Consider the following 20,676-nt stretch of genomic DNA (forward strand, 5'->3'; position numbering starts at 1 on the left):
AACATTCGGCTGTGCAATGGAAAAAGAGCAGCGGATGAAAAATCGGCTGCTCTCTAATGATCGTTTATTTCGTGTAAAGCGCGTTTGATACGAGGCGGAACAAGTAATCCGTGTGGTCACGGAATGCTGGCTCGAGCCCGATCAGCGTGACGTCTTTATCGCTTTCGCGGACAATGACCGGCTGGCCGGAAGCAGCTTCGTTCCCTTTCCAATGCCCTGCCATGAAGAAGTCGCTGTCATCGAATGACGCTTGGACTTCGCCTGCTTTAGCGCCTGTATACCAAGCCGGACGGTAGACGAAACCGATGTCGTCCTGGCCGTAGCCCGCTGTGATGCCTGTACCGTCGTAGTCAACAGACACGATGCCGTTGCTGTTGTTGCCGCCGCTATTGACGCTCACTTGCGTCAAGCCAAGCGTTTTGGTTGCGCGCGATGCACCGGCTCCGGCTGCGATGTATTTGCCGCCGTCAGCGATGAATGCGTTGATGTTCGCTTTGAATTGCTCCAATTGCGCTGCGTTCTGGAAGCCGAACTCTTTGTTTGCCGCGCTTAAGCTTGTGGAAATCAAGCCTTCCGTGCCGTTGTAGACGAACGCGTCAAAGCCTGCAAGGCCCGCTTCCGCCACTTCTGCCGGAGACAGTTCCGTGACATCGAAACCGAGGCGTTCAAGCGCCAAATTCATGCCGGCATGCGATTGCACTTTGTTCATGCCGCCGTCTTCGAGGATCGCGACTTTGACCGAAGAAATCACTTCAGCATCAGCCGGAACCGACCCGCTCTTCACGTGCAGGCCGGATGCTTTCACCGCTGCCGAGATTGCGTTGGCCGGAGATTCCACAAAGAAATCGCCTGTTGTTTCGCTGCGTTTCACTGCAACGCCTTGGCTTAGAAGGCTGTTGACCAATTCAACCGCTTTGACGGATGTATTCGGAATCGTGAACGGCCCTTTTCCAGTTACCGAACCTTGCCCTTTTACTTCATTGACTTTCGTAGCTGGCGCGTTGAACTCTGTGTTGATGGCGAATGCGTCAAAGCCCCACAGTTCAGGCAGGCTCCATGCAGAAATGTCGTACATTGCCGGCGTGTCATCGGTGATGTCCTCGCCGTCCCACAGGAACGTGTTCGCAAGACCCGCTTTCGCTTGGTCCAGCTTCACGATATATGATCCTTTTTTATACGTCTTGCCATCAGCAGTGAAATCTTTCGTCGCTTTCACCACTTCGATATCGTTCTTGATCAAATGGTTGACCGCTTTTTCCGTTACGGTCGAATCTTTTTCATCCACTGGCAGCACATACGCTTCCGGGAAAAAGCCGTCTGCATGGAACGGATGGTCGAAATTGATGCCGCGTTTAAAGATCTCAATCTGGTCGGTGATCATTTCGTCTTTATTGTCCGTTGCATATTGCAATGCGCCCATGACCGCGTCGTACATCCACTTCACGCCATCTTCATCGTTTGTCGGCGCTTCTAATGTGTGGCCGTATGCACCGTGGTACATCGCGTACATCGGTGTGAAAATCGGCGGATAATCGTCCCAGCCAGCCGCATCGTCGCGCTGCGGCACATAGGTGCCCGTCATGTTCTGGTAAATCGCGCCATCGTATTCGCCTTTATTGCTCATAATTTCGGCTTCCATGGCTTCTGCTTGGCCATACGCCCATTTATTGTACAAATCGTACTCATAGTTCGGGTTATGCGGCGGCGTGCAAGGCTCAATCAAGCCTTGCTTGTTCGGCGCGTAGTTTTTCACGTAGCCATGGGTATCGAGGAAAACCATCGGGTTCCATTCGGTAATCAAATCAACGGTGTGCTCTGTTTCCGGCTGTGACTGCGTCACGAAATCACGGTTCAAATCGATGCCTTCGCCGTTAAAGCGCGTGGCGTCGATGCGGCCATCCGGATTGGCGACGACGTTGAAGACGAGGATATTACTGGCCAGGATTTCCTGAGTCTGCGCATCATTTTGCGTCGCGAAACGCTCGATCAATTGAAGCACCGCATCGCTGCCGACAAATTCGGTGCCGTGGATCGAACCGTTGATCATGATCGGCACTTTGAAGTCGGGATTCTTGGCGATCCAGTCTTGTGCTTTGCCCGGATTTTTGAACATCTGTTTGCGCAATGCCTGGTTTTGGCCGAATTTGCCACCTGATTCCGGATCCGCAATGGTCACGACATATAACGGATTGCCATCAGCCGACTCGCCTTGCACTTCCACTTTGATGCGGTTGGACGCTTTGTTGATGCGCTCCAATTCTGCACCGATCTTCGAGAATTTCGTGAAATCATAGTTTTCTGCGTTGAATTTGCTGCCATCCTGCTCTTCCAAAGCATTGACGTATGTAGTTTTCGGAGATTCTGCGAGAACCGAAGACCAAGGTGCTGTGGCGAGCATGCTCACTGCCAATAAACCGCTTACTGTTCTTTTCATCTGATTGCCTCCAATTTTTATATTGTGTATAAATATTAGCTAACATTAATAATAATTGAAGCTTTTGGTAAATACTATCAAACTATGCGACTAAAGTTCAGTCGATCAAAAAGGAAAAAAGTCTCGTTTTTGTTCATAGAAGAGCTTTTAAATCGCTTTTTCATGAAGCGAATTCCTCCCCAGCAAGAAACCTTCCACTCTCTTTCAGCGTTCTACTTGTAAAGGTTAAAACTGGAAATGGAGGTGGAACATCATGAAGAATTTTTTGCAATTCGGCTATCTGCAGGCCTTATCCTGCATCTTTCCCGTCATCATTTTTGCAGCATTGGCTTTCTCAAAATTCATCGAAATCCCTTTTTTGCCGCGCTATGATTTCATTTTGCTCGTGTGCATCCTGGCACAAGTATTCATGCTGGCGTCGAAACTCGAGACCTGGGATGAATTCAAAGTCATCTGTGTCTTCCACGTCATCGGGCTCGCTCTTGAACTGTATAAAGTGCATATGGGCTCATGGTCTTATCCCGAAGAAGCTTATAGCAAGTTTTTCGGTGTGCCGCTATATAGCGGCTTTATGTACGCGAGTGTCGCGAGCTATATCTGCCAATCGTGGCGGCGTCTCGACTTGCAGATTTACGCTTGGCCAAAACCGTTTTACACAATCGCCATCAGTTTCTTGATTTACGCGAACTTTTTTACACATCATTTCACGTACGACATCCGCTGGGGATTGAAAGTCTTGCTGTTCCTCGTCTTCTTCCGCACAATCGTGGCGTTCAGGCTCCATGACACGATCTATAAAATGCCGCTGATCCTGTCCTTCTTGCTTATCGGCTTTTTCATCTGGATCGCCGAGAACATCACAACATTTTTCGGCGCCTGGCAATATCCGGACCAGCAGGCCGCTTGGTCGCTTGTCCATATCGGCAAAATCAGTTCGTGGTTTTTACTCGTCATCATTTCCATCATCATCGTGGCGCAGCTGAAGCGTGTGAAAAGTTCGGTGCAGCAGCCCCGCTCCACACTTGTTCCGCTTCATAAGGAAAACTTATAGAAACCAATCTTTTATTTCGAATTAACTTATAAACGCGTGTCGGGTAAGATGAAAAGAAAACGGAGGTGCGGAAATGGCTTTAACTTTCAGAGAGGCAAAGGAACAGGATGTCGAGCGGATCGTGGAAATGCTCGCGGATGATGTATTGGGGAAAACGCGCGAACGCTACGAACAGCCGCTGCCGGCAAGTTATGGGGCGGCATTCCAGGCAATCGATGCCGACCCGAACAATGAATTGATCGTCGCTGTCAACGGAACTGGCCGCATTATCGGCGTCCAGCAAGTGACGTTCACGCCTTATTTGACGCATCAAGGTTCGTGGCGTGCGACGATCGAAGGCGTACGGACCGATTCAACGGTGCGGGGCCAAGGCATCGGCGGACAGCTGATCCGCTATGCCATCGAACGCGCCAAAGAGCGCGGGTGCCGATTGGTTCAGCTGACGACCGACAAACAGCGGCCGGACGCGCTGCGGTTTTATGAGGGGCTTGGCTTTACCGCGACCCATGAAGGCATGAAGATGAAATTGGAAACAACGGAATTATAAGTTCGAGAGCTTGCGGGAATCACAGCTGCAGAAAACTCACCCCCATTAAGGAGGAAATCAAGTATGGAAAAGGATGAAAGAGAGTTCTTCGTTGCCATGCCAGCAGTTATCCCGATTTACGAACGATTAACAGACAGCATATCGGCCGTTGTTCCACAGGTACGGATGGAAGTCCGGAAAAGCCAGATCTCTTTTATCGACAAACGGGTATTTGCCGCTGCCTGGCTGCCGCCCCGAAAAATCAAAGGGCGTCCAGAGCATTACCTGATTGTGACGCTGTGGCTCGGCTATCCGCTCCAAAGCCCTCGGATAGCCGAAGCTGCATCCATCAATCCGGGCCGATGGGCGAACCATGTTATCCTTGCTGACGAATCGGAAGTGGACGACGAGTTATTGGGGTGGGTTGCTGAAGCGTTAAAATTCTCACAGCATTAGAAAAAGGAGGCCGCAAGCGGTCTCCTTTTTTCATTGCTTATTTATATTGTGCTAGCTCTTTACGATCTCTGCCAATGCTTGATCGAGTGTTTCATACTGGAATTGAAAGCCCGCCTGCTCCAGACGTTCCGGCACGACCCAGCGGCTTTTAAGGATTAATTCCGTTTCCGTGCCAAGCGCAGCGGCCCCCATTTGAAGCATCCATTTTGCTGCCGGCAGTCCGGCTTTGCGGTTCATCGCCCGGCGCATCGATGCCATCATATCGCTATTGGACACCGGCACTGGCGCAGAAGCATTGAAAATGCCGCTCAAGTTTTCGTGGTCGCGCATGAACAGGACGATACGGTACAGGTCTTCGATGTGGATCCAGCTGAACATCTGCTTGCCCGAACCTTGTTTGCCGCCGAGGCCGAAGCGCACCATGTTTTGATACGGCTCCATGGCACCGCCTCCGCTGCCAAGGACGATTGCCATGCGCAGCGCAACACGGCGCGTGCCCTCTAATTTAAAATTGAAAAAAGCCTGTTCCCATGCTTTGCCGACGTCCACCGAGAATCCTTCGCCCAGTTCGCCGCCCGCTTCCGTCATCGGCCGGTCTTCGGCGTGGCGGTAAATGGTCGCTGTGCTGGCGTTGACCCACAGAGGCGGTGGATTTTCACATGCCAGCATCGCTGTACTCAGAATTTTCGTCGTTTCCGTGCGCGATTTCAAGATTTCATCTTTATTCTTATCAGTGTACCGGCAATTGACCGATTTCCCTGCCAAATTGATCAGCATATCCGCGCCATCCAGTGCAGCGACGATACCGTGGTGGTCTTTCCACATAATGTGATTGTTAAGCCTTGAAATGATATGCACTTCATAGCCGGATTCCGCTAGCCTGTCGTTAAAATATTGACCGATAAATCCGGTTCCGCCTGCGATAACCACTTTCCTCTTCATGAGCTCTCCCCGTTTCTGTTGTCTGTTAGTTATACTAACGTTTGATGCACGCCAAAAGATTCATAAAAAATAGGCATCCAGGAAATTTCTGGATACCCTTTTTTTATAGGAAGACGATAACCGATAAAATTGCTGCTAAAATCAGACGGTAAATGGCGAACGGCGTCAGTTTCACTTTCGCGATCAACTTCAGGAAGAAGCGGATTGAAATCAAAGCGAAGATGAAAGCACTGATAAAACCGACTGCGTAAAATGACAGATAATCCATCGACAGCGTATCCAGGTTTTTCAGTACCGATACAAGGCTTGCACCGATCATGATCGGCACGGCCATGATGAACGTGAAGTCAGCAGCGGTGCGGTGGCTCAAGCCGAACAGCACGCCGCCCGAAATCGTCGCGCCTGAACGCGAAAATCCTGGCCAGAGCGACAAACATTGCACGAGGCCGACTTTGAAGGCCTGTATGTATGTGATTTCATCAAGCGAGTTGACTTTCGGCACGCGCGGCCCGAATTTATCAGCAGCGATCATCAAAATCGCTCCCGCAACCAATGCGTAGATGACTGTCTCCACTCCGAACAAATGGTCATCGATCAAGTCCTTGAAAGCAAAGCCCAATACGACAGCCGGCAGCATGCCGACAATGACGTGAAGCAAGTTGAAGTTCTTGTTCGTTTCCTGGCCTTCGATTTTGTATAAACCGACCAGGCTGAACAAGCGTTTCCAGAACACGACAACGACTGCAAGAATCGAGCCCAGCTGGATGACAATCTTGAACGTATTTGCCGGATATTTCCCAAGAAACTCCTGCGACTTCAGCCACATATCATCGACGATGATCAAGTGTCCAGTTGATGACACGGGCGCAAACTCGGTCATCCCTTCTACAAAGCCCAATATCAAGGCTTTCAATAAATCCATCCATTCCATTATTTCATCCTACTTTCTGCAAAGAGAGCACGGCTTGAGAATACCGTTTCGCCAAAACAGCCTTTTACTGCCAGATGCATCTAAACGCTTATGTATGTAATTTCCCTCAGGCTCTCTCTAATGAATTCCGTTTTTATTATAACAGAACATGGCGCTTTGCCGGAATCTCTGGAAAATTTTAATATTACGGGCTCTTATCTTTAGAGGCAGGCAGCAATACGGCTAAAGGCAGCGGCGCCGCCTTTAGCCGTATTTTTTCTGGTGTTCTTTTTTGCGTTTGAGGTAATCTTCGTCTTCGCGGAGCTCATCCCATTTCTTTTTAAAAATGGCAGCTGACTCTGCTTTTTCCGGATCGATTTGCCGTTCTTTGATGGTGCCGTCTTCATTGTATTTGCGCCCGCCTTTGTAATTCGTGTAGCGGCGAGCCCGGGTATAGCCCATCTGGATGAACTTGCGCGCCATGTCCATGCCGACAAAATCATCCTGTTTGCGGTATTCTTCGAACATCTCGTAAATTTTATCGCAGGATTCCTGCGCAATTTCCGGCGTCTTGAAGCGCCAATGCGGCAAAATCTCCCCTTTATAAGGTTCCACAAGCAGGACCCCTTGCTCCCCTTTGCCGACCCGGTACAGTTCCGGATGTTTCCGCAAATCCAAGTTCTTGTAGTCGAGGTCATAATCAAAAGCCATGTCCACACACTCCTTTTTATTTCCTTACCCGCTGAAGGAGCAATTGATGCACATGGTTTCGCTGAGGCTTTATTTTCGGGGCAAAGCAGTTATATAAGTTGAACTAGTGAATACTTATATTCGATATTCCGCAAAACAGCTGCGCTTTCCGCGGGCTCGCTCCCAAGCCTCCTCGGTCGCTCCGCTTCCTGCGGGGTCTCGGGAGTCTCGCTATTCCGCAGGAAAGACATTGGCCGAAGCTAGCGAGGGCATGTCTTTGCGACGAAGTGCGCAGCACTGCAGGAGCAGTAAGGTTTTCGCAGCTGTTTTGCTCCATATCGAGAATTATCTCAGCGTAGGCGCGTCAAGAGGCTGAGCAAGGAGCTAGCGCAGCGATGCAACGGTTTTTCATGTCTCGAAGCTAGCATAGCGATGCAGAGACAGAAGCAGATGTTTTTAGCGATGAGACGATTGGTTTTCTCGGCTTATTGCGGAAGCCATGCCCAAAGCGTCCGAAGCGATTTTCACTTTTCTATGACTTTAGTTCAACTTATATAGTTCATGTAAAGCTCGGCTTATTGCCGGTTAATTGCAGGATAGTTCATGTTAACGGTGGATTAGTTCATGTTAATTTATAAAACTACCCATAAAATGGTTATTTTTACATAATTCCATCAAATAAAACATATCTATTGAACTAATTTAGGATATAATTTCAATATAAAGAAAATTTCATTTTTAAATTAGGAGGACCGCTTGTATGGACACTGTTCAACCGACTTTAAAAGAATCATCAACACAATATGCTGACAAAACTGAGCGTATGGATGCCCTCGTACGTAATTTCGGCGGCGCGCTTAACGGCGACAAAATCTGCCGCATTGTCTATGAAGCGTTCGGCATCGATTATTGCAGGGTGCCTGTGCTTGAAAAAGAAATCGGCCTGCTTGTGAAAGAAGATGACAATGCTTCCACTGCAGCAATCGACCATTATTTAGCCACCCGTGAAAACGCCGCAGACGGTCCCGGCATCCGCAAAATGATGAACGAACTATTCGGCACAAACCTCGAAGGCATTGCGGCCCTCAGCCGCACGCGCATTTCGCTGTATTCAAAAGGCCAATGGATTGCACGTAAGGACGGCGACTTGTTCGAAATCCATACCGGCTTTCAAGACGTCGACGTCAAAGTCATCGCTTCCGCATTTTTCATCTTACATACAGGACTCCACAGGCTTCCTGATCCTCTCGAACGGGCTCTTGGCGCTCTCGGCTATTCGTTCAACTACCAAATCGGCGCCTTGTATTACTGCAACCCTGAAGGGCGATCCGTGCCGGACCACTTCAAGCGGCAAACCGTCAATGCCATCATTGCCGTCACCAATGAACATTATTCCCAATTGTAAAACCCCCTCTTCTATAAGAGGGGGTTTTCACTTTCTATAGATCGGCCAGGCTTTTATTTGCCGAATGAAGACAGGAATTTGACCCGGTCTCCCATTGGCGGTGTGTTGTTGTCGACAAGTGCTACTTCCAGCACCGCTGGCCCGTTGAGGCTTGTCAGGCGATCCAATACGTCCTGGCTCAAATCATCCATCGAATCCACACGGAAACTCGGGATGTTCATCGCAGCCGCCATCGCGGAAATGTCGACCGGCTCTTGTTCGAATGATGCATGGACGCGTTTGTATTGAAGCGAATGGCCGTGGTAGACCATGCCGAGGCGCGCGTTGTTCATGACGACAAAAAGAATTGGCAGCTTATGCTCTTTCGCCGTCAAAATTTCCATGCCGTGCATGAAGAAGCAGCCGTCGCCCGTCACTGCGACAACCGGACGTTCAGGCTCTGCGAACTTCGAGCCGATTGCAGCGTTCAAGCCGCTGCCCATCGCTCCGAAATGGACATTGATGTCGAATGTGCCTGTTTCCGGAACGTCCATATGATGGATGACATACGCCATGAATTCGCCGATATCGATCGTGTAGCGCGTTTCAGCCGGCAAGTATTGCTGCAATTTCAGCAAGACATTTTTTGTGCTGTATTCGGTAAGATCCGCCGATGGCATTTCGGCAAGCGGCGCGTCTTTCGGCCGTGCCGTCAATCCAAGCGCTTTTAGTTCCTCAATCAGGAATGCAAGGCTCAAGTGGATATCGCCAAGAATCGGCGCATCGACTTCGTATTTGCGGTTGAATACCGAAGCGTCAAAATCCATTTGAACAAGGAAGCGGTCTTTCGCCATATTGGCATTGTAATTATTCGTTGCAGTTTCGCCAAGGCTCGAACCGACGACAAGCAATGTTTTGCCGTCGCCTTCATTGATCAGCTTCGACGCCATTTCGCTGCCGGCAAACCCGAAGATTCCCGCAAACAACGGATGGCTGCTCTTCATGATGCTTTTGCCTTGCGGTGAGACCATGATCGGCCAATCGAGCAATTCTGCCAGTTCGATCAACTGATCGACAGACTGGCTTGCGCCTTGACCTGCAAAGATATAGCCCGTCTTGCGTTCAGCCATTTCTTTCGCAGCGAATTTGATCGCTTCGAGATCAGGCGCCATATCTCGGCGCACGGGCGGAGCTGGAATTTCAGGCATGCCAACGTCGCCTTGCTGGACATCGATCGGCATTGCGACATGGACTGGCCCAGGAACGCCCGAGATAGCGATTTCCGTCGCTTTGGCGATTTCTTTCAACAGATCCTTGGCATCCTTCACCGTCACACTGTATTTGGTCACGGACTTGAATACTGGATCTGCGTCCAATTCCTGCGACGCGTTCAGTCCCATCGTGCTGACTGGAACTGCTCCTGTGATGAACAAAACCGGCAAATGCTCGCGCATCGCATTGGCTGCGCCGGTCACCAAATTGGTGGCACCCGGGCCGCTGCTGCCGATGCAGACGCTCATCTTTTTCGAGTATTTTGCGTAGGAAGCAGCCATATAGCCCGCTGCCCCTTCGTGCTTCGCTACAACCGATGTAATTTCGGGCATATCGTATAATTCATTGAAAAACGCATTGACGGATCCTGCTGGAATGCCGAATACGTGCGTCACTCCCGCGCCTTTTAAATATTCTAATGCAGAACGTACAGCTTTCATCAAATTCCCCCTGGATATGATTAGTTTCTTCTCTCTCTTCCGAAATATTTAGCGGCAAGCTCGACGGCTGTAATCGGCCGGCTGAAATAATAGCCCTGCATGATAAAGCAGTTTTTCGATTTCAGGAACTCCAACTGCTCGATTGTTTCGACGCCTTCCGCGATGACCTGCAAATTCAAGTTCTTGGCCAATGTGATGATCGTATTGGTGATGGCTGCGTTATCGTCATCCTCGATGATGTCCTGGATGAACGACCGGTCGATTTTCAGAAAATCGATCGGGAAATTCTTTAAATAGCCCAGCGATGAATAGCCGGTGCCGAAATCATCGATGGCGATGTTGACACCCAGCTTTTTCAACTCTTTCATCTTCTTGATCGTCACTTCACTGTTTTTGATGATTTGGTTTTCAGTCAATTCGATATGCAGGAATTCAGGTGCCAGGCGATATTCCATCAAAGTCTCGCCGATCATGGAAACAAGGTTGTCTTCTTCGAACTGGCGGCCGGACAAGTTCACGGACACGCTCATGCGGCTATGCCCCTGCTCCTGCCAATCCTTCAATTGCCTGCAGGCATTTTTCAGAACCCAGCGGCCGATCGGCACAATCAAGCCGGTTTCTTCCGCAATTGGAATGAAGTCCACGGGCGAAACGAGGCCTTCAGTCGGATGGTGCCACCTAAGAAGGGCTTCGGCGCCGATGATTTCTTCGGTTGCACTGTCGATTTGAGGCTGGTAGTAAATTTCCAATTCATCATTGCCAAGCGCTTTGTATAATGCGTTTTCAAGCTTGATGCTTTCCATATTGCGATGGTTCATCTCGCTTTCAAAGAAATGGTAATGGGTCCCGGATTTTTCTTTTGATTTGTACATCGCTGCATCTGCATGCTTGATGAGCATCTCCGCTGTATCGCCGTCTTTCGGGAACATACTGATGCCGATGCTCGTTTTGATGAAAACTTCATTTCCTTTTAATGGGAATGGATGGGCAAATGCATCCATGACGTGCTCAAGCGCATCCAGAACGTCCTCTTGTCCTTTGACATCGGTCAGGATGATGGTAAACTCGTCTCCCCCTTGCCTCGAGATGATGGCGTTCGGCGGGATGCTCACTTTCAGACGCTCGGCCGCTTCACGCAGCAGCAAGTCGCCATAGCTATGCCCCAAACTGTCGTTGATCAATTTGAAGCGATCCAAATCCAAATACAGCACAGCTATTTTCTGGTCTTTTTTCCGCGCTTCGTTCAGCGCAAGGTTCAGCCGGTCATTCAGCAGCACGCGGTTCGGCAAATCGGTCAAGCTGTCGTAATACGCCAAGTATTTGATTTCTTCTTCAAGCAATTTGCGCTCGGTGATGTCCTTGAACGTCACAACCTCACCAAGCACTGCGCTGCCTTCCCTGATTTCGGAAATGACGCATTCCACTGGAAAATGCTCGCCATTTTTTTTGATGAACTGTTGATCCGGGGTGCAGTTCGGCAAGTCGCTCCCATTCTCTTCGGTGACTACGAAAATCACCCGGTACGATTTTCCGGTCAGCTCGTCTTTTTCATAGCCGAGCATGGCGGCACTCGCGGGGTTGCAGAACGTGATGTTGCCCTGCAGGTCCAGACCGAAAATCCCTTCGCCGGCGGAATTCAAAATCAGCATTTTTTCGCGGCTCAGGCTTTCCAGCTCCGCCACCACTTTTTCCAGTTCGCTGTTCTTGATGCGGATTTCGGACGTCCGCTCTTCGATGATCACTTCCTGCTTTTCCATATACAATAAATTCGACAAAGTCGACGCCGTCGCATCGGCAATCGATTGGGCCAATTGCATATCCGCTTCCGACAGCGACATCGTTTCTTTTTCCAATTCAACAATCGCCAGTGCGCCGAGCACTTCGCCCATCGCCACAAGCGGAATCATGAACATCCCTTTGATGCCGAAATTCGTGCACACGTCATGGTTCGGCCGGCTGTCCGCAAAGACATCCGGTATGAGCAGCATTTTCTTCGTGCGCACTACTTCCTGCATCACAAGATCATTGGTTTGGTCGAATTCCTGTTTGCTATGCGTTTCCAGCCAGTCTTCTTCTGTCCAGTCGCTGTCGCGGCTTACTGTAGCCGGTTTGATACGCTGTCCCGCTAGCGGATCGAGCAGATGCACGGCGACGTTCGGGTTGTTGAGCACTTTACCGACATAAGCAAAGCATTTATCCAAGCATTCCTGCATCGTCGCACACAACGACAAGTCGCGTGTCAGATCCAGCAGCAATTGCTTTTCAGCGATCAAATTTTCTTTGCGCGTCAAATTCGTGGCGTTGCGGATGGCGACGCCCGCCATATTGACATACGCTTCAACCGTCTGGATTTCTTCTTCCTTCAAGTCCATCGGGATGCCGTAATCAAAAAGGAACACCAAGCCAAACAACTCGTCTTCATACGTAATCGGCAGTGCAAGCAGCGATTTGATCTTGAAAGCTCCAACTGCACGCGGATCCGGGCGTGTATCTTTTGAAGTGTCCGGGATATAGATGGTTTTTTTGGTCTCGACTACTTCTTTCGCAAGCAAATCATACTCCATATCGATGACATGCATATCAAGCGTCGTGCCGTTGATGTATTTCGGCTTTCCTACATACCCCCGGTAATCGCCATTGCTTTCCGGCAGATAAATACCGACCGAATCGCATTGGACAATTTCTTCTGATATCGCTGCCGTAACGTGCTCAAGCACTTCCCGAAGCTCCAGTTTCGTATTGATCAGCCTTGTAATATGCGCAAGTCGCGAGTATCTTGTTTGTTCTTTTTGCATGCACACGCTCTCCATTCCTATTGCTTCCCCAGCATGATTTCCCCTGTTTGCAGAACTTTTAAAAATTACCTTAAATTTACAATATTTATCAATTAATTTTACCATAAAATCAGAATACTTTGTACCCACATTTTAGATGGAATATAGGTATATTATTTTAGTAAAGCAATAACATGTTCATTATCATTAAAAAGATCCTTTAAAAATGGATTACTGCAAAACCTGTATGACCTTTCCCCCTATATTATAATGAAAGCAGCTGTAAGCCAATCACTGTAATGCAGTTTTAATAATGCTCTTTCGTTTTTCAAATAAGAATCGATGATAATAATTTGATGAGTTTCAGATAAATTATTCACGTAGAAAGAGTGCATAAATTGATTTCCAGATGGAATTTCATTTCCACCTGAACCCTTCCAATTTATATAGCATAAAACGAAAAAGACAGAGTCCGCGCAGAGTTGCGTGGATTCCGTCTTTTTTGTTTTATAGGATGATGTAAAAAGCAACCGCCTTACCCAGACTGGAGTGTATTCAATAGATTCAGAATGGCTATGGCTTCGGCAAGTTCGCTTCTTACATCTCCAGTTCTGCTCCGATTTTTTGCTCCAAGGCTTTGGCGTATACTCCTTTTGCGACAGCCAAGTCGAAATAGGCAGCGCCGACTGACTTAAAGAAAGTGATTTCCTCTAGGGTCTCGCGTCCCGGTTTCTTTTCCGCTGCAAGGTCAGCCAGTTCAGCATGGACATCAGCAAATGACCAGTTGCCTGTTTGCGCGCAATGGATCAGTTCACCTGCCTCGCCCTTGACGCCTGCCAAATCATCAACGACGATTTTATCCGCACGCTGCACTGTCGCTTCATCAACTTCCCGCATGCTCGGCAAATACGAACCCACTCCATTGATATGCGTGCCCGGCTGCAGATCTTCCCCTGAAAATACCGGGGTATCCGAGCGGGTTGCGCAGCAGATGATGTGTGCTTGGCGGATAGCTTGCGCTTTATCGCTTGCCACTTCGAATGGCACGCTGATTCCGAACGCAGCCAGTTTTTTACCGAACGCTTCCGCTTTCTGAGGCGTGCGGTTGACCAGTATGATTTTCTCAATGCTTCGGACTGCCAGCACTCCCAGTACTTGCTCGAATGCCATTGCGCCTGTTCCGACGACAGTTAAAATTTTGCTGTCCCTGCGCGAAAGCCGGTCTGTCGCAATCGCTGACAATGCACCCGTGCGCAGCCGTGTCAGATAAGAGGCTCCCATCAGCGCAAGGTGTGCGCCGTCCACAACATCAGCCAACATGATCATGCCTTGCGTCGTCGGTTTGCCAAGCTGCGGATTTTGTGGAAAAATCGTCACGACTTTGACACCCGCGATTTCATCTGCGCGATCGGCGCTTGGCATGTAAAGGGCAGAAGCCTGCCGTTCGGGGAAGTCGAGTACGGTACGATGGGGATTGTCGATTTTGCCTTGAGTTTTAGCAGCTAAAATGCCGCTGATATTTTGGATGGCATCTGCCATATTGTATATTTGCTGAATCTGCTGTTCGTTGATGATGAGCATGTTTCCCCTCCTGAAATGAAAAATGGCGGACTTCGTTTGCACGTGTGAGGCAAAGAGCGGAAACACTTGTTTCCGCTGTTCATCCCCTCCGGCTTTCTATGCCCGGCTTTCTTTTACTGCCAATTTAGGTGTAGCAGTTTTTGCGCTGACATCTTTGACTGCCCAAATTGCAAGCAGCGACACCAATGCAGTAAATATGATGTAGAGCGCGACAGGCACATACGAATTATTGAATTGTGCAAGCAACGCAGTCGCAACCAAAGGAGCTGTTCCGCCAGCCACGGCTGCACCAATTTGATAACCCAGCGATACACCAGTATAGCGGACTTTTGCGTCAAAAATTTCAGAGAACATCGTTCCAAGAACTGCAGTGATCGGTGCCCAGATGACGCCAAGTGCAATGACCGTCGCCAGGATTAACAGCGCGACGGACCCTTGCTGCAGCATCCAGAAATACGGGAAAGCGAACAGCGCCATAGCAACCGTTCCCGCAACATACAATTTTTTGCGTCCGACCTTATCCGATAAATGGCCCATGATTGGAATCAAAACCGTCGTAACAACAGTAGCAATCATCACTGCGGAAAGCGTTGCTGTACGCGTGAATCCTAAATTCGCTGTCGCGTATGATACGACGAATGTACTGAAAATGTAGAATGGCGCCGTTTCAACGACTTTTGCGCCAATTGTGATCAATACTGCACGCCAATGGTATTTCAGTGTTTCTACGATTGGCAGGTTCGGAATTTCCCCTGCTTCCTGAACGCGTTTGAATTCAGGCGTTTCATCAATGCCTTTGCGGATCCAGAGGCCGAACACAACAAGCAATGCGCTCAGCACGAAGGGAACGCGCCAGCCCCATGTCATGAATGAATCTTCCGGCAGCAATGTCATGATCCACAACGCTAAAGTTCCCATAACCATACCGATTGTCACACCCATTTGCGGAATGCTGCCGAATAGCCCACGGCGTTCCGGTGGTGCATATTCCGTGGCCAGCAGCAATGCGCCGCCCCATTCACCGCCGATGCCAAGACCTTGAATCAGGCGCAGCGTAATCAATAGAATCGGCGCCGCAACGCCGATTGCCTGGTAAGTCGGCAATAATCCCATTGCAAAAGTTGCGAAGCCCATCAAGCTTAACGTCAAGACGAGTGTTTTCTTGCGTCCGATCCGGTCGCCGATATGGCTGAATACAATTCCTCCGAATGGCCGGATGAAAAATGATAAAGCAAATGACGCATATGCCAATAATAAACCGACAGTTGGATCTTCGTTGACGAAGAATAATTGATTGAATACCAATGCCGCCATCGTGCCATACAGGAAATAATCAAACCACTCAATCGAGCTTCCCACCAGACTCGCCACCAACACACGCCTCATTTGTTTATTTGACATTCCAAAATCCCCCTTGTTCATTTAAAATTGAAGTGACACTTTAATTTCACTCATATTCAGATATTAGACAGTTATCAATTTTCTGTCAATATAATTTTTCATTTCTCTTTTATCACATTCCGTGTTTTGTTTTAAGGTAAGATAGAAGGTGAACTGCAACAAGCGGCGGCAAGAAAGCAGCAATCAATATGGATTCAATCATCAAAAAAGCGAGGAATCGACATGGCTGTAAACTTCATTGGGCACATTTTGAAAAAACTCCGCAAAGAGCGGAAGCTGACCTTAAAGGATTTGGCTGAACAAACAGGTGTATCGATCAGCTTCCTCTCTCAAGTTGAGCGCGGCAAATCGAGCGTGACGCTTGAATCATTGCGCAAAATCGCGGATGCGCTGAACGTTGACCCCAGCGTGTTCTTTTCCGAAAGCGAAGAACAAGGAGAACGGGTGGAGCGTCTAGAACCTTTCTATTACAAAGATTTGTCCGCAGGAATCAAAGAGGCCAATTTCGCTCCGATCCTCGTCACTCTGCAGCCAGGCGAGAACAAGGGGAATGCTTTTTCCCATAGCGGTTTTGAGTTTTTGTTTGTCATTGAAGGCGTTTTGACTGTGGAAATTGACGGTATGCAAATGGACTTTCCAGCGCAGCAATCGACCATGTTCGATGCGCGCAAAAAGCATTATTGGTTCAATCATACAAACTCCGCAGTGCGGTTTTTAGTAGTTTCATCCAAAATGAATTAAAGGGGCGATTTGATGAAAGAGCTGTATAATCCATTAGCCGATCCATTTTTTGACGGCTTGGACGAACATGTAAAACCACTGGCGCTTGAGTTGAGAGAGCTTATTTTCGAAGCCTCTGATCAAATGTCGGAAGAAATCAAATGGTCCAAACCGAGCTATTCACATGATGGGTTGGTGTGCTATTTGCAGCCGGCCAAAAGCCACGTCAATTTCGGATTCTACCAAGGGGCTCAATTGCCTGACTATGGCAATCTGCTCGAAGGCGATGGCACAAAAATGCGCCACATCCGCATCCATAAATTATCGGATATCCAACCGGAGCCTTTTAAGAGCTTGATCTGGGAAGCGATTGAATTCAACCAGAAATAAGTGGCTAATGAATGTAAATATGATAAAAAAGGCGTTCAATCCCCACATGGATTGAACGCCTTTTGTTTTTATTCCATATCTTCGCCATATACATCCCTAAAGTCCGCGCTTGTTCGCGACCGCTTCGAAAGTCAGGATTTCTCCTGTGCGTGACGGCGCTTTGCCGTACTGGTAACCGGCCGATACCGTAACCTCCGTAAAGCCGGCGTATTCGAGCAGCATTTTGAACTCTTCGATGCCGTACCAGCGCATCGGGAACCGTTCAAGTTCCGTCGCGACGAGCTCTCCGTCACGCCATTTTTCGTAGCGGTTCTGCCCGATCGAATATTGGTTCAGCCAGTCGACTGCCACTTTTTTCGATTCCACTGTAATCACTTCGCCGTGCGGTGTGTTCCACGTTCGCGTATTGGTTTTTTCAAGCTCGATATTCCCCGGCAGCGACAAATCGACGATCAGCCTGCCGCCGTCTGCCAGATGGCGGTGGAAATTATGCAGCGCCTGGACCGAGGTGTCCCGCTCGTGCATAAGCAGGAACGTCCCCGTCGAGATGATGATCGCCTGATAATCGGTTTCGCTTTCGAATGATTCCATTGATGCTTCAAAGACGACCGGGTCCAGACCGCGGTCCTCGCAATTGGCCCAGCAGATTTCGAGCATTTCCGTCGACGAATCAAAGCCGTCGACGTCAAAGCCTTTTTCGAGCAGCGGAATCAGCATGCGCCCTGTGCCGACTGCCGGCTCAAGGATTTTGCCAGATACGCCTTCCAACCGCTCTGCGTAGTATTCGATGTCGCCGAACGAACTGCCGATCGGCTTGTCCAGGTCGTATACTTCTGATGATAGCTTGCTGTAATAACTTAACAAATGTTTCTCCTCCTTTTATAGCGGCCGGTGCGATTTGAGCACCAGCAGATTCAGCGTGATGAAAACGGCGGCAAATGCCAGCAGCGCCGCCAGCTCCCCTTTGATGGCGTCGAAGCCCAATCCTTTGTACATGACTGCCTTCAACGCTTCCGCAGCGTAATAAATCGGCATGGCTTTGGCAATCGCCTGCAGCCAGTCCGCAAGCCCCTCGACCGGGAATATGCCTGCAAAGAAAATCTGAGGCACCACGACGAGCGGGATAAACTGCACCATCTGAAATTCGGTGGCGGCGAACGTGGACAGTAAGATGCCAAGCGACAGCGCCACCAATGCCAGCGCCAAGTTAATCAGGATGACATGCCAGACCGAACCGGCAACGACCACATCGAGCACAAGGATCGAGAACGCCACGACTATGATGGTCTGGACCACTGCAAACAGTCCGAAACCCACCAGGTAAGCCGCCAGCAATTCCCCTTTGCGGATCGGCGTCGCCATCAGCCGCTCCAATGTCCCCGAAGTCCGTTCTTTCAGCAAGCCGATGCCTGAAATCAGAAAGACGAAAAAGAACACGAAAAATCCGATCAATACCGGGCTTAGGACATCAAAAAAAGCGGTGTCCTCGCTGCCGTAAATATACTGCGCCGCGATTTCCTGCGGCCGTCCTTCAGGCTCTGCTGCCAAACGCATCGCCGCAGTGCGGATTTGCGCCGACAGCGCTTTTGAAGCGGAAGGCTCTTCGTTCAATAAAACCAGCGACATCTCGCCGTTCGAAACCAGCAGCAAACCATCCAATTCATCGTCGATGACCGTTTTACGGCCCGCCTCCTCATACGGGATGACGTGGACTCCGCTTTCTTCGAGCGCAGCAGTGAACCAGACATCCACATTGACTGTGCCGAGCACAAGCTCTTCCGTTTCGCCGTTAAAGAAAAAATACATAAGCGTCAAAATAATCAGCGGTGCAAAAAACAGCAGCGCAAGCGTGCGCCGGTCCCTCAGCAATTGTTTGATGATGCGCTTGACGATCGCCAGAATCCTCATCGGTTCTCCCTTCCGGCTTTCAGGAAAACTTCCTCGAGATCCTTTGCCCCGTAAGCTTGCTTCAACTCGGTTGGCGTGCCGGTCGCGAGGATCCGGCCTTCCCTGACGAGCGAAACGATGTCGCAGCGCTCGGCTTCGTCCATGACATGCGTCGTAATGATAATCGTTTTCCCATGCTCCTTTTTCAAGTGCAGCAATTCCGTCCACACCGACAGCCTCAATTCAGGATCCATGCCGACAGTCGGCTCATCCAGAATCAGCAATTTCGGATTGTGGACCAGCGCAATAGCCAGTGACAAGCGCCGTTTCATGCCGCCCGAATAAGCCGATACGCGCTTGCCTAGTTCAGCGGTCAAATTGACGATGCCCGCAGCGTAGGCGATGCGTTTCTTCCGTGCCGCGTTTTTCATCGGGTACAACGACGCGAAAAAATCCAAATTCTCTTTGCCCGTCAGTTCCGTATAAAGCGCATCCGCTTGCGCCATATACCCTACCTTCTCCAGCAATTCAAGGTTCGGCACATTGACGCCAAAGATTCGGATCGCACCTGCATCCGGCGCCGCGATGCCCACAATCATTTTGACCAGCGTCGTCTTGCCCGAACCCGATGGGCCGATCAAGCCGTAAATCATCCCTTCACCGATTAAAAAACTGATGTCCGACAGCACTTCCTTCTTGCCGAAAGATTTGCTGACGCCTTCTATTTCAACTGCCTGCTCCATTGTTAAACCCCCATTCCATAAAAAATGAAGTTTTGCATTTTCGCTGCAAGGCTTTAGCCTCTCCCAGCCGGAGCGTTTTATATACCCGCTTCTTAAATTTCATTCTACATGTTTTTTTTGCAAATAATAGAAGGTCGGCTTAATTTTTCGGAATTGTTTATTAGTTATGACAATTGCGTTATACTTTTTACAAAAGCTTAAGCAAAACCATAGCAAACCTTATATTCAGCTGCGAGACAAAGGGGGAGCCGCAAGTGAAGATTGCAGTGTTATCAGACATACACGAGGAACTGAACCGGAAAAAGACGGGCGCGGATATCATCGCGCTGATCGAGCAGTGGCTGAAGCTCCACAAACCCGATATTTTTATCATCGCTGGTGATATCGCCGGTGATCCAGACAAGGCGCTGGAACTTTTGGACGGATTGCAGGGTGCGGTTCCAGACATCCGGCTGTTGTTCGTCAACGGCAACCACGACATTTATGCCACCGATTCCCAAGTTGCTTACGACAAACTCTTGGCGTTCCCCGGCAATTTGGGCAATGGCCCGGTTGAGCTGGATGGCGGATGGGTGATTATCGGCGATGGCGGATGGTACGATTATTCGTTTGGCGTCGCAGGGCATACGGAAGAGGAGTTTGCTGCCGGCGTCTATAAGGATTACCACTGGCCGGATATGCGCCACGCACATTGGCCGCGTTCCGATATCGAAGAAACCGGCATTTCGCTGGCGAAACTTGAGAACTGGCTCCAACAGCACAAAGGCAAGAACATCATCCTGGTGACGCATGTCATCCCGTTCCACCATTACCTGCGCGTCAAAAACATCGGCAGCTGGGATTTTTTCAATGCGATGATGGGCAGCGTGCGCTACGGCGAACTGGCGCTGAAATACGGCGTGAAGAAATACATCTTCGGCCATATCCACCTGCGCTACCACGACTGGCATGAAGGCATCGAAGTGATCTGCAATCCGCTCGGCTATTACCCTTCCGAATGGCATGCCGATTCCCCCAAAGATGAAATTTTTTCAGCCATCAAAATCGTGGAAATATAAAAAATCAGCCTCCGGCA

General features: G+C 49.5%; 18 protein-coding genes. 7 read left to right on the forward strand and 11 right to left on the reverse strand.

The genetic code is table 11. The annotated features are described in order from the left end of the window. Positions 1 to 64 precede the first annotated feature (64 nt). Positions 65 to 2,434, reverse strand: coding sequence for a M14 family zinc carboxypeptidase (locus QMA09_RS04740; RefSeq protein ID WP_290212221.1), 2,370 nt, complete (start codon positions 2,432 to 2,434; stop codon positions 65 to 67). 253 nt (positions 2,435 to 2,687) lie between these two features. Between QMA09_RS04740 and QMA09_RS04745 the strand changes: the two genes are divergently transcribed. The 3 genes from QMA09_RS04745 to QMA09_RS04755 all read left to right on the forward strand — a co-directional run bounded on the left by QMA09_RS04745 (position 2,688) and on the right by QMA09_RS04755 (position 4,467). After that, a complete protein-coding gene (locus tag QMA09_RS04745) occupies positions 2,688 to 3,485 on the forward strand; it encodes a DUF817 domain-containing protein (RefSeq protein WP_290212222.1) in 798 nt (265 codons plus the stop codon). A gap of 73 nt (positions 3,486 to 3,558) precedes the next feature. After that, positions 3,559 to 4,032, forward strand: a complete 474-nt coding sequence (locus tag QMA09_RS04750) for a GNAT family N-acetyltransferase (protein ID WP_290212223.1) — start codon at positions 3,559 to 3,561, stop codon at positions 4,030 to 4,032. Positions 4,033 to 4,095: 63 nt separating this feature from the next. Then, positions 4,096 to 4,467 (forward strand): DUF5655 domain-containing protein, encoded by a 372-nt coding sequence (locus QMA09_RS04755; RefSeq protein ID WP_290212224.1) that lies wholly within the window; start codon positions 4,096 to 4,098, stop codon positions 4,465 to 4,467. 51 nt (positions 4,468 to 4,518) lie between these two features. Here the strand turns inward: QMA09_RS04755 and QMA09_RS04760 are convergent, their stop codons facing one another. The 3 genes from QMA09_RS04760 to QMA09_RS04770 all read right to left on the reverse strand — a co-directional run bounded on the left by QMA09_RS04760 (position 4,519) and on the right by QMA09_RS04770 (position 7,030). Further along, complete coding sequence (locus QMA09_RS04760) at positions 4,519 to 5,409, reverse strand: TIGR01777 family oxidoreductase (RefSeq protein ID WP_290212225.1); 891 nt, start codon at positions 5,407 to 5,409, stop codon at positions 4,519 to 4,521. A gap of 103 nt (positions 5,410 to 5,512) precedes the next feature. Next, the gene (locus tag QMA09_RS04765) at positions 5,513 to 6,340 is read right to left on the reverse strand and encodes an undecaprenyl-diphosphate phosphatase (RefSeq protein WP_290212226.1); all 828 of its coding nucleotides are present in this window, start codon (positions 6,338 to 6,340) and stop codon (positions 5,513 to 5,515) included. Between the two features lie 243 nt (positions 6,341 to 6,583). Then, complete coding sequence (locus QMA09_RS04770; protein WP_290212227.1) at positions 6,584 to 7,030, reverse strand: DUF4385 domain-containing protein; 447 nt, start codon at positions 7,028 to 7,030, stop codon at positions 6,584 to 6,586. Between the two features lie 739 nt (positions 7,031 to 7,769). Here QMA09_RS04770 and QMA09_RS04775 point away from each other — a divergent pair. Then, positions 7,770 to 8,414: a hypothetical protein gene (locus tag QMA09_RS04775; protein WP_290212228.1), complete on the forward strand. Its 645-nt coding sequence runs from the start codon at positions 7,770 to 7,772 to the stop codon at positions 8,412 to 8,414. Positions 8,415 to 8,467: 53 nt separating this feature from the next. Here QMA09_RS04775 and QMA09_RS04780 read toward each other — a convergent pair whose 3' ends face one another. From QMA09_RS04780 to QMA09_RS04795, 4 genes are all read right to left on the reverse strand, one after another. Next, complete coding sequence (locus QMA09_RS04780) at positions 8,468 to 10,105, reverse strand: thiamine pyrophosphate-binding protein (protein ID WP_290212229.1); 1,638 nt, start codon at positions 10,103 to 10,105, stop codon at positions 8,468 to 8,470. Positions 10,106 to 10,125: 20 nt separating this feature from the next. Further along, positions 10,126 to 12,900: a sensor domain-containing phosphodiesterase gene (locus QMA09_RS04785; protein WP_290212230.1), complete on the reverse strand. Its 2,775-nt coding sequence runs from the start codon at positions 12,898 to 12,900 to the stop codon at positions 10,126 to 10,128. Between the two features lie 576 nt (positions 12,901 to 13,476). Then, the gene (locus QMA09_RS04790) at positions 13,477 to 14,460 is read right to left on the reverse strand and encodes an ornithine cyclodeaminase family protein (RefSeq protein WP_290212231.1); all 984 of its coding nucleotides are present in this window, start codon (positions 14,458 to 14,460) and stop codon (positions 13,477 to 13,479) included. 96 nt (positions 14,461 to 14,556) lie between these two features. Then, entirely contained in the window at positions 14,557 to 15,861 is a 1,305-nt protein-coding gene (locus QMA09_RS04795) for an MFS transporter (RefSeq protein ID WP_290212232.1), read from the reverse strand. Positions 15,862 to 16,083: 222 nt separating this feature from the next. Between QMA09_RS04795 and QMA09_RS04800 the strand changes: the two genes are divergently transcribed. Together QMA09_RS04800 and QMA09_RS04805 are read left to right on the forward strand one after the other, a co-directional pair. Then, positions 16,084 to 16,602 carry a helix-turn-helix domain-containing protein gene (locus QMA09_RS04800; RefSeq protein ID WP_290212233.1) on the forward strand — a complete coding sequence of 173 codons (519 nt, stop codon included), beginning with the start codon at positions 16,084 to 16,086 and terminating at the stop codon, positions 16,600 to 16,602. A gap of 12 nt (positions 16,603 to 16,614) precedes the next feature. Continuing rightward, positions 16,615 to 16,971: a DUF1801 domain-containing protein gene (locus QMA09_RS04805; RefSeq protein WP_290212234.1), complete on the forward strand. Its 357-nt coding sequence runs from the start codon at positions 16,615 to 16,617 to the stop codon at positions 16,969 to 16,971. 96 nt (positions 16,972 to 17,067) lie between these two features. Here the strand turns inward: QMA09_RS04805 and QMA09_RS04810 are convergent, their stop codons facing one another. From QMA09_RS04810 to QMA09_RS04820, 3 genes are read right to left on the reverse strand one after another with little or no spacing between them, the layout of a single operon-like run. Further along, complete coding sequence (locus QMA09_RS04810) at positions 17,068 to 17,835, reverse strand: class I SAM-dependent methyltransferase (protein ID WP_290212235.1); 768 nt, start codon at positions 17,833 to 17,835, stop codon at positions 17,068 to 17,070. Positions 17,836 to 17,850: 15 nt separating this feature from the next. Continuing rightward, positions 17,851 to 18,879: an ABC transporter permease gene (locus QMA09_RS04815; protein WP_290212236.1), complete on the reverse strand. Its 1,029-nt coding sequence runs from the start codon at positions 18,877 to 18,879 to the stop codon at positions 17,851 to 17,853. After that, positions 18,876 to 19,601, reverse strand: a complete 726-nt coding sequence (locus QMA09_RS04820) for an ABC transporter ATP-binding protein (protein WP_135501824.1) — start codon at positions 19,599 to 19,601, stop codon at positions 18,876 to 18,878. The genes QMA09_RS04815 and QMA09_RS04820 overlap by 4 nt, the downstream gene beginning before the upstream one ends. Before the next feature lie 254 nt (positions 19,602 to 19,855). On the opposite strand from QMA09_RS04820, the gene QMA09_RS04825 reads away from it, so the two are divergent. After that, a complete protein-coding gene (locus QMA09_RS04825) occupies positions 19,856 to 20,659 on the forward strand; it encodes a metallophosphoesterase (protein ID WP_290212237.1) in 804 nt (267 codons plus the stop codon). Positions 20,660 to 20,676 lie beyond the last annotated feature (17 nt).

This window comes from Planococcus sp. APC 3906, from assembly GCF_030407685.1.
In the GTDB taxonomy this organism is placed as follows: Bacteria; Bacillota; Bacilli; order Bacillales_A; family Planococcaceae; genus Planococcus; species Planococcus koreensis.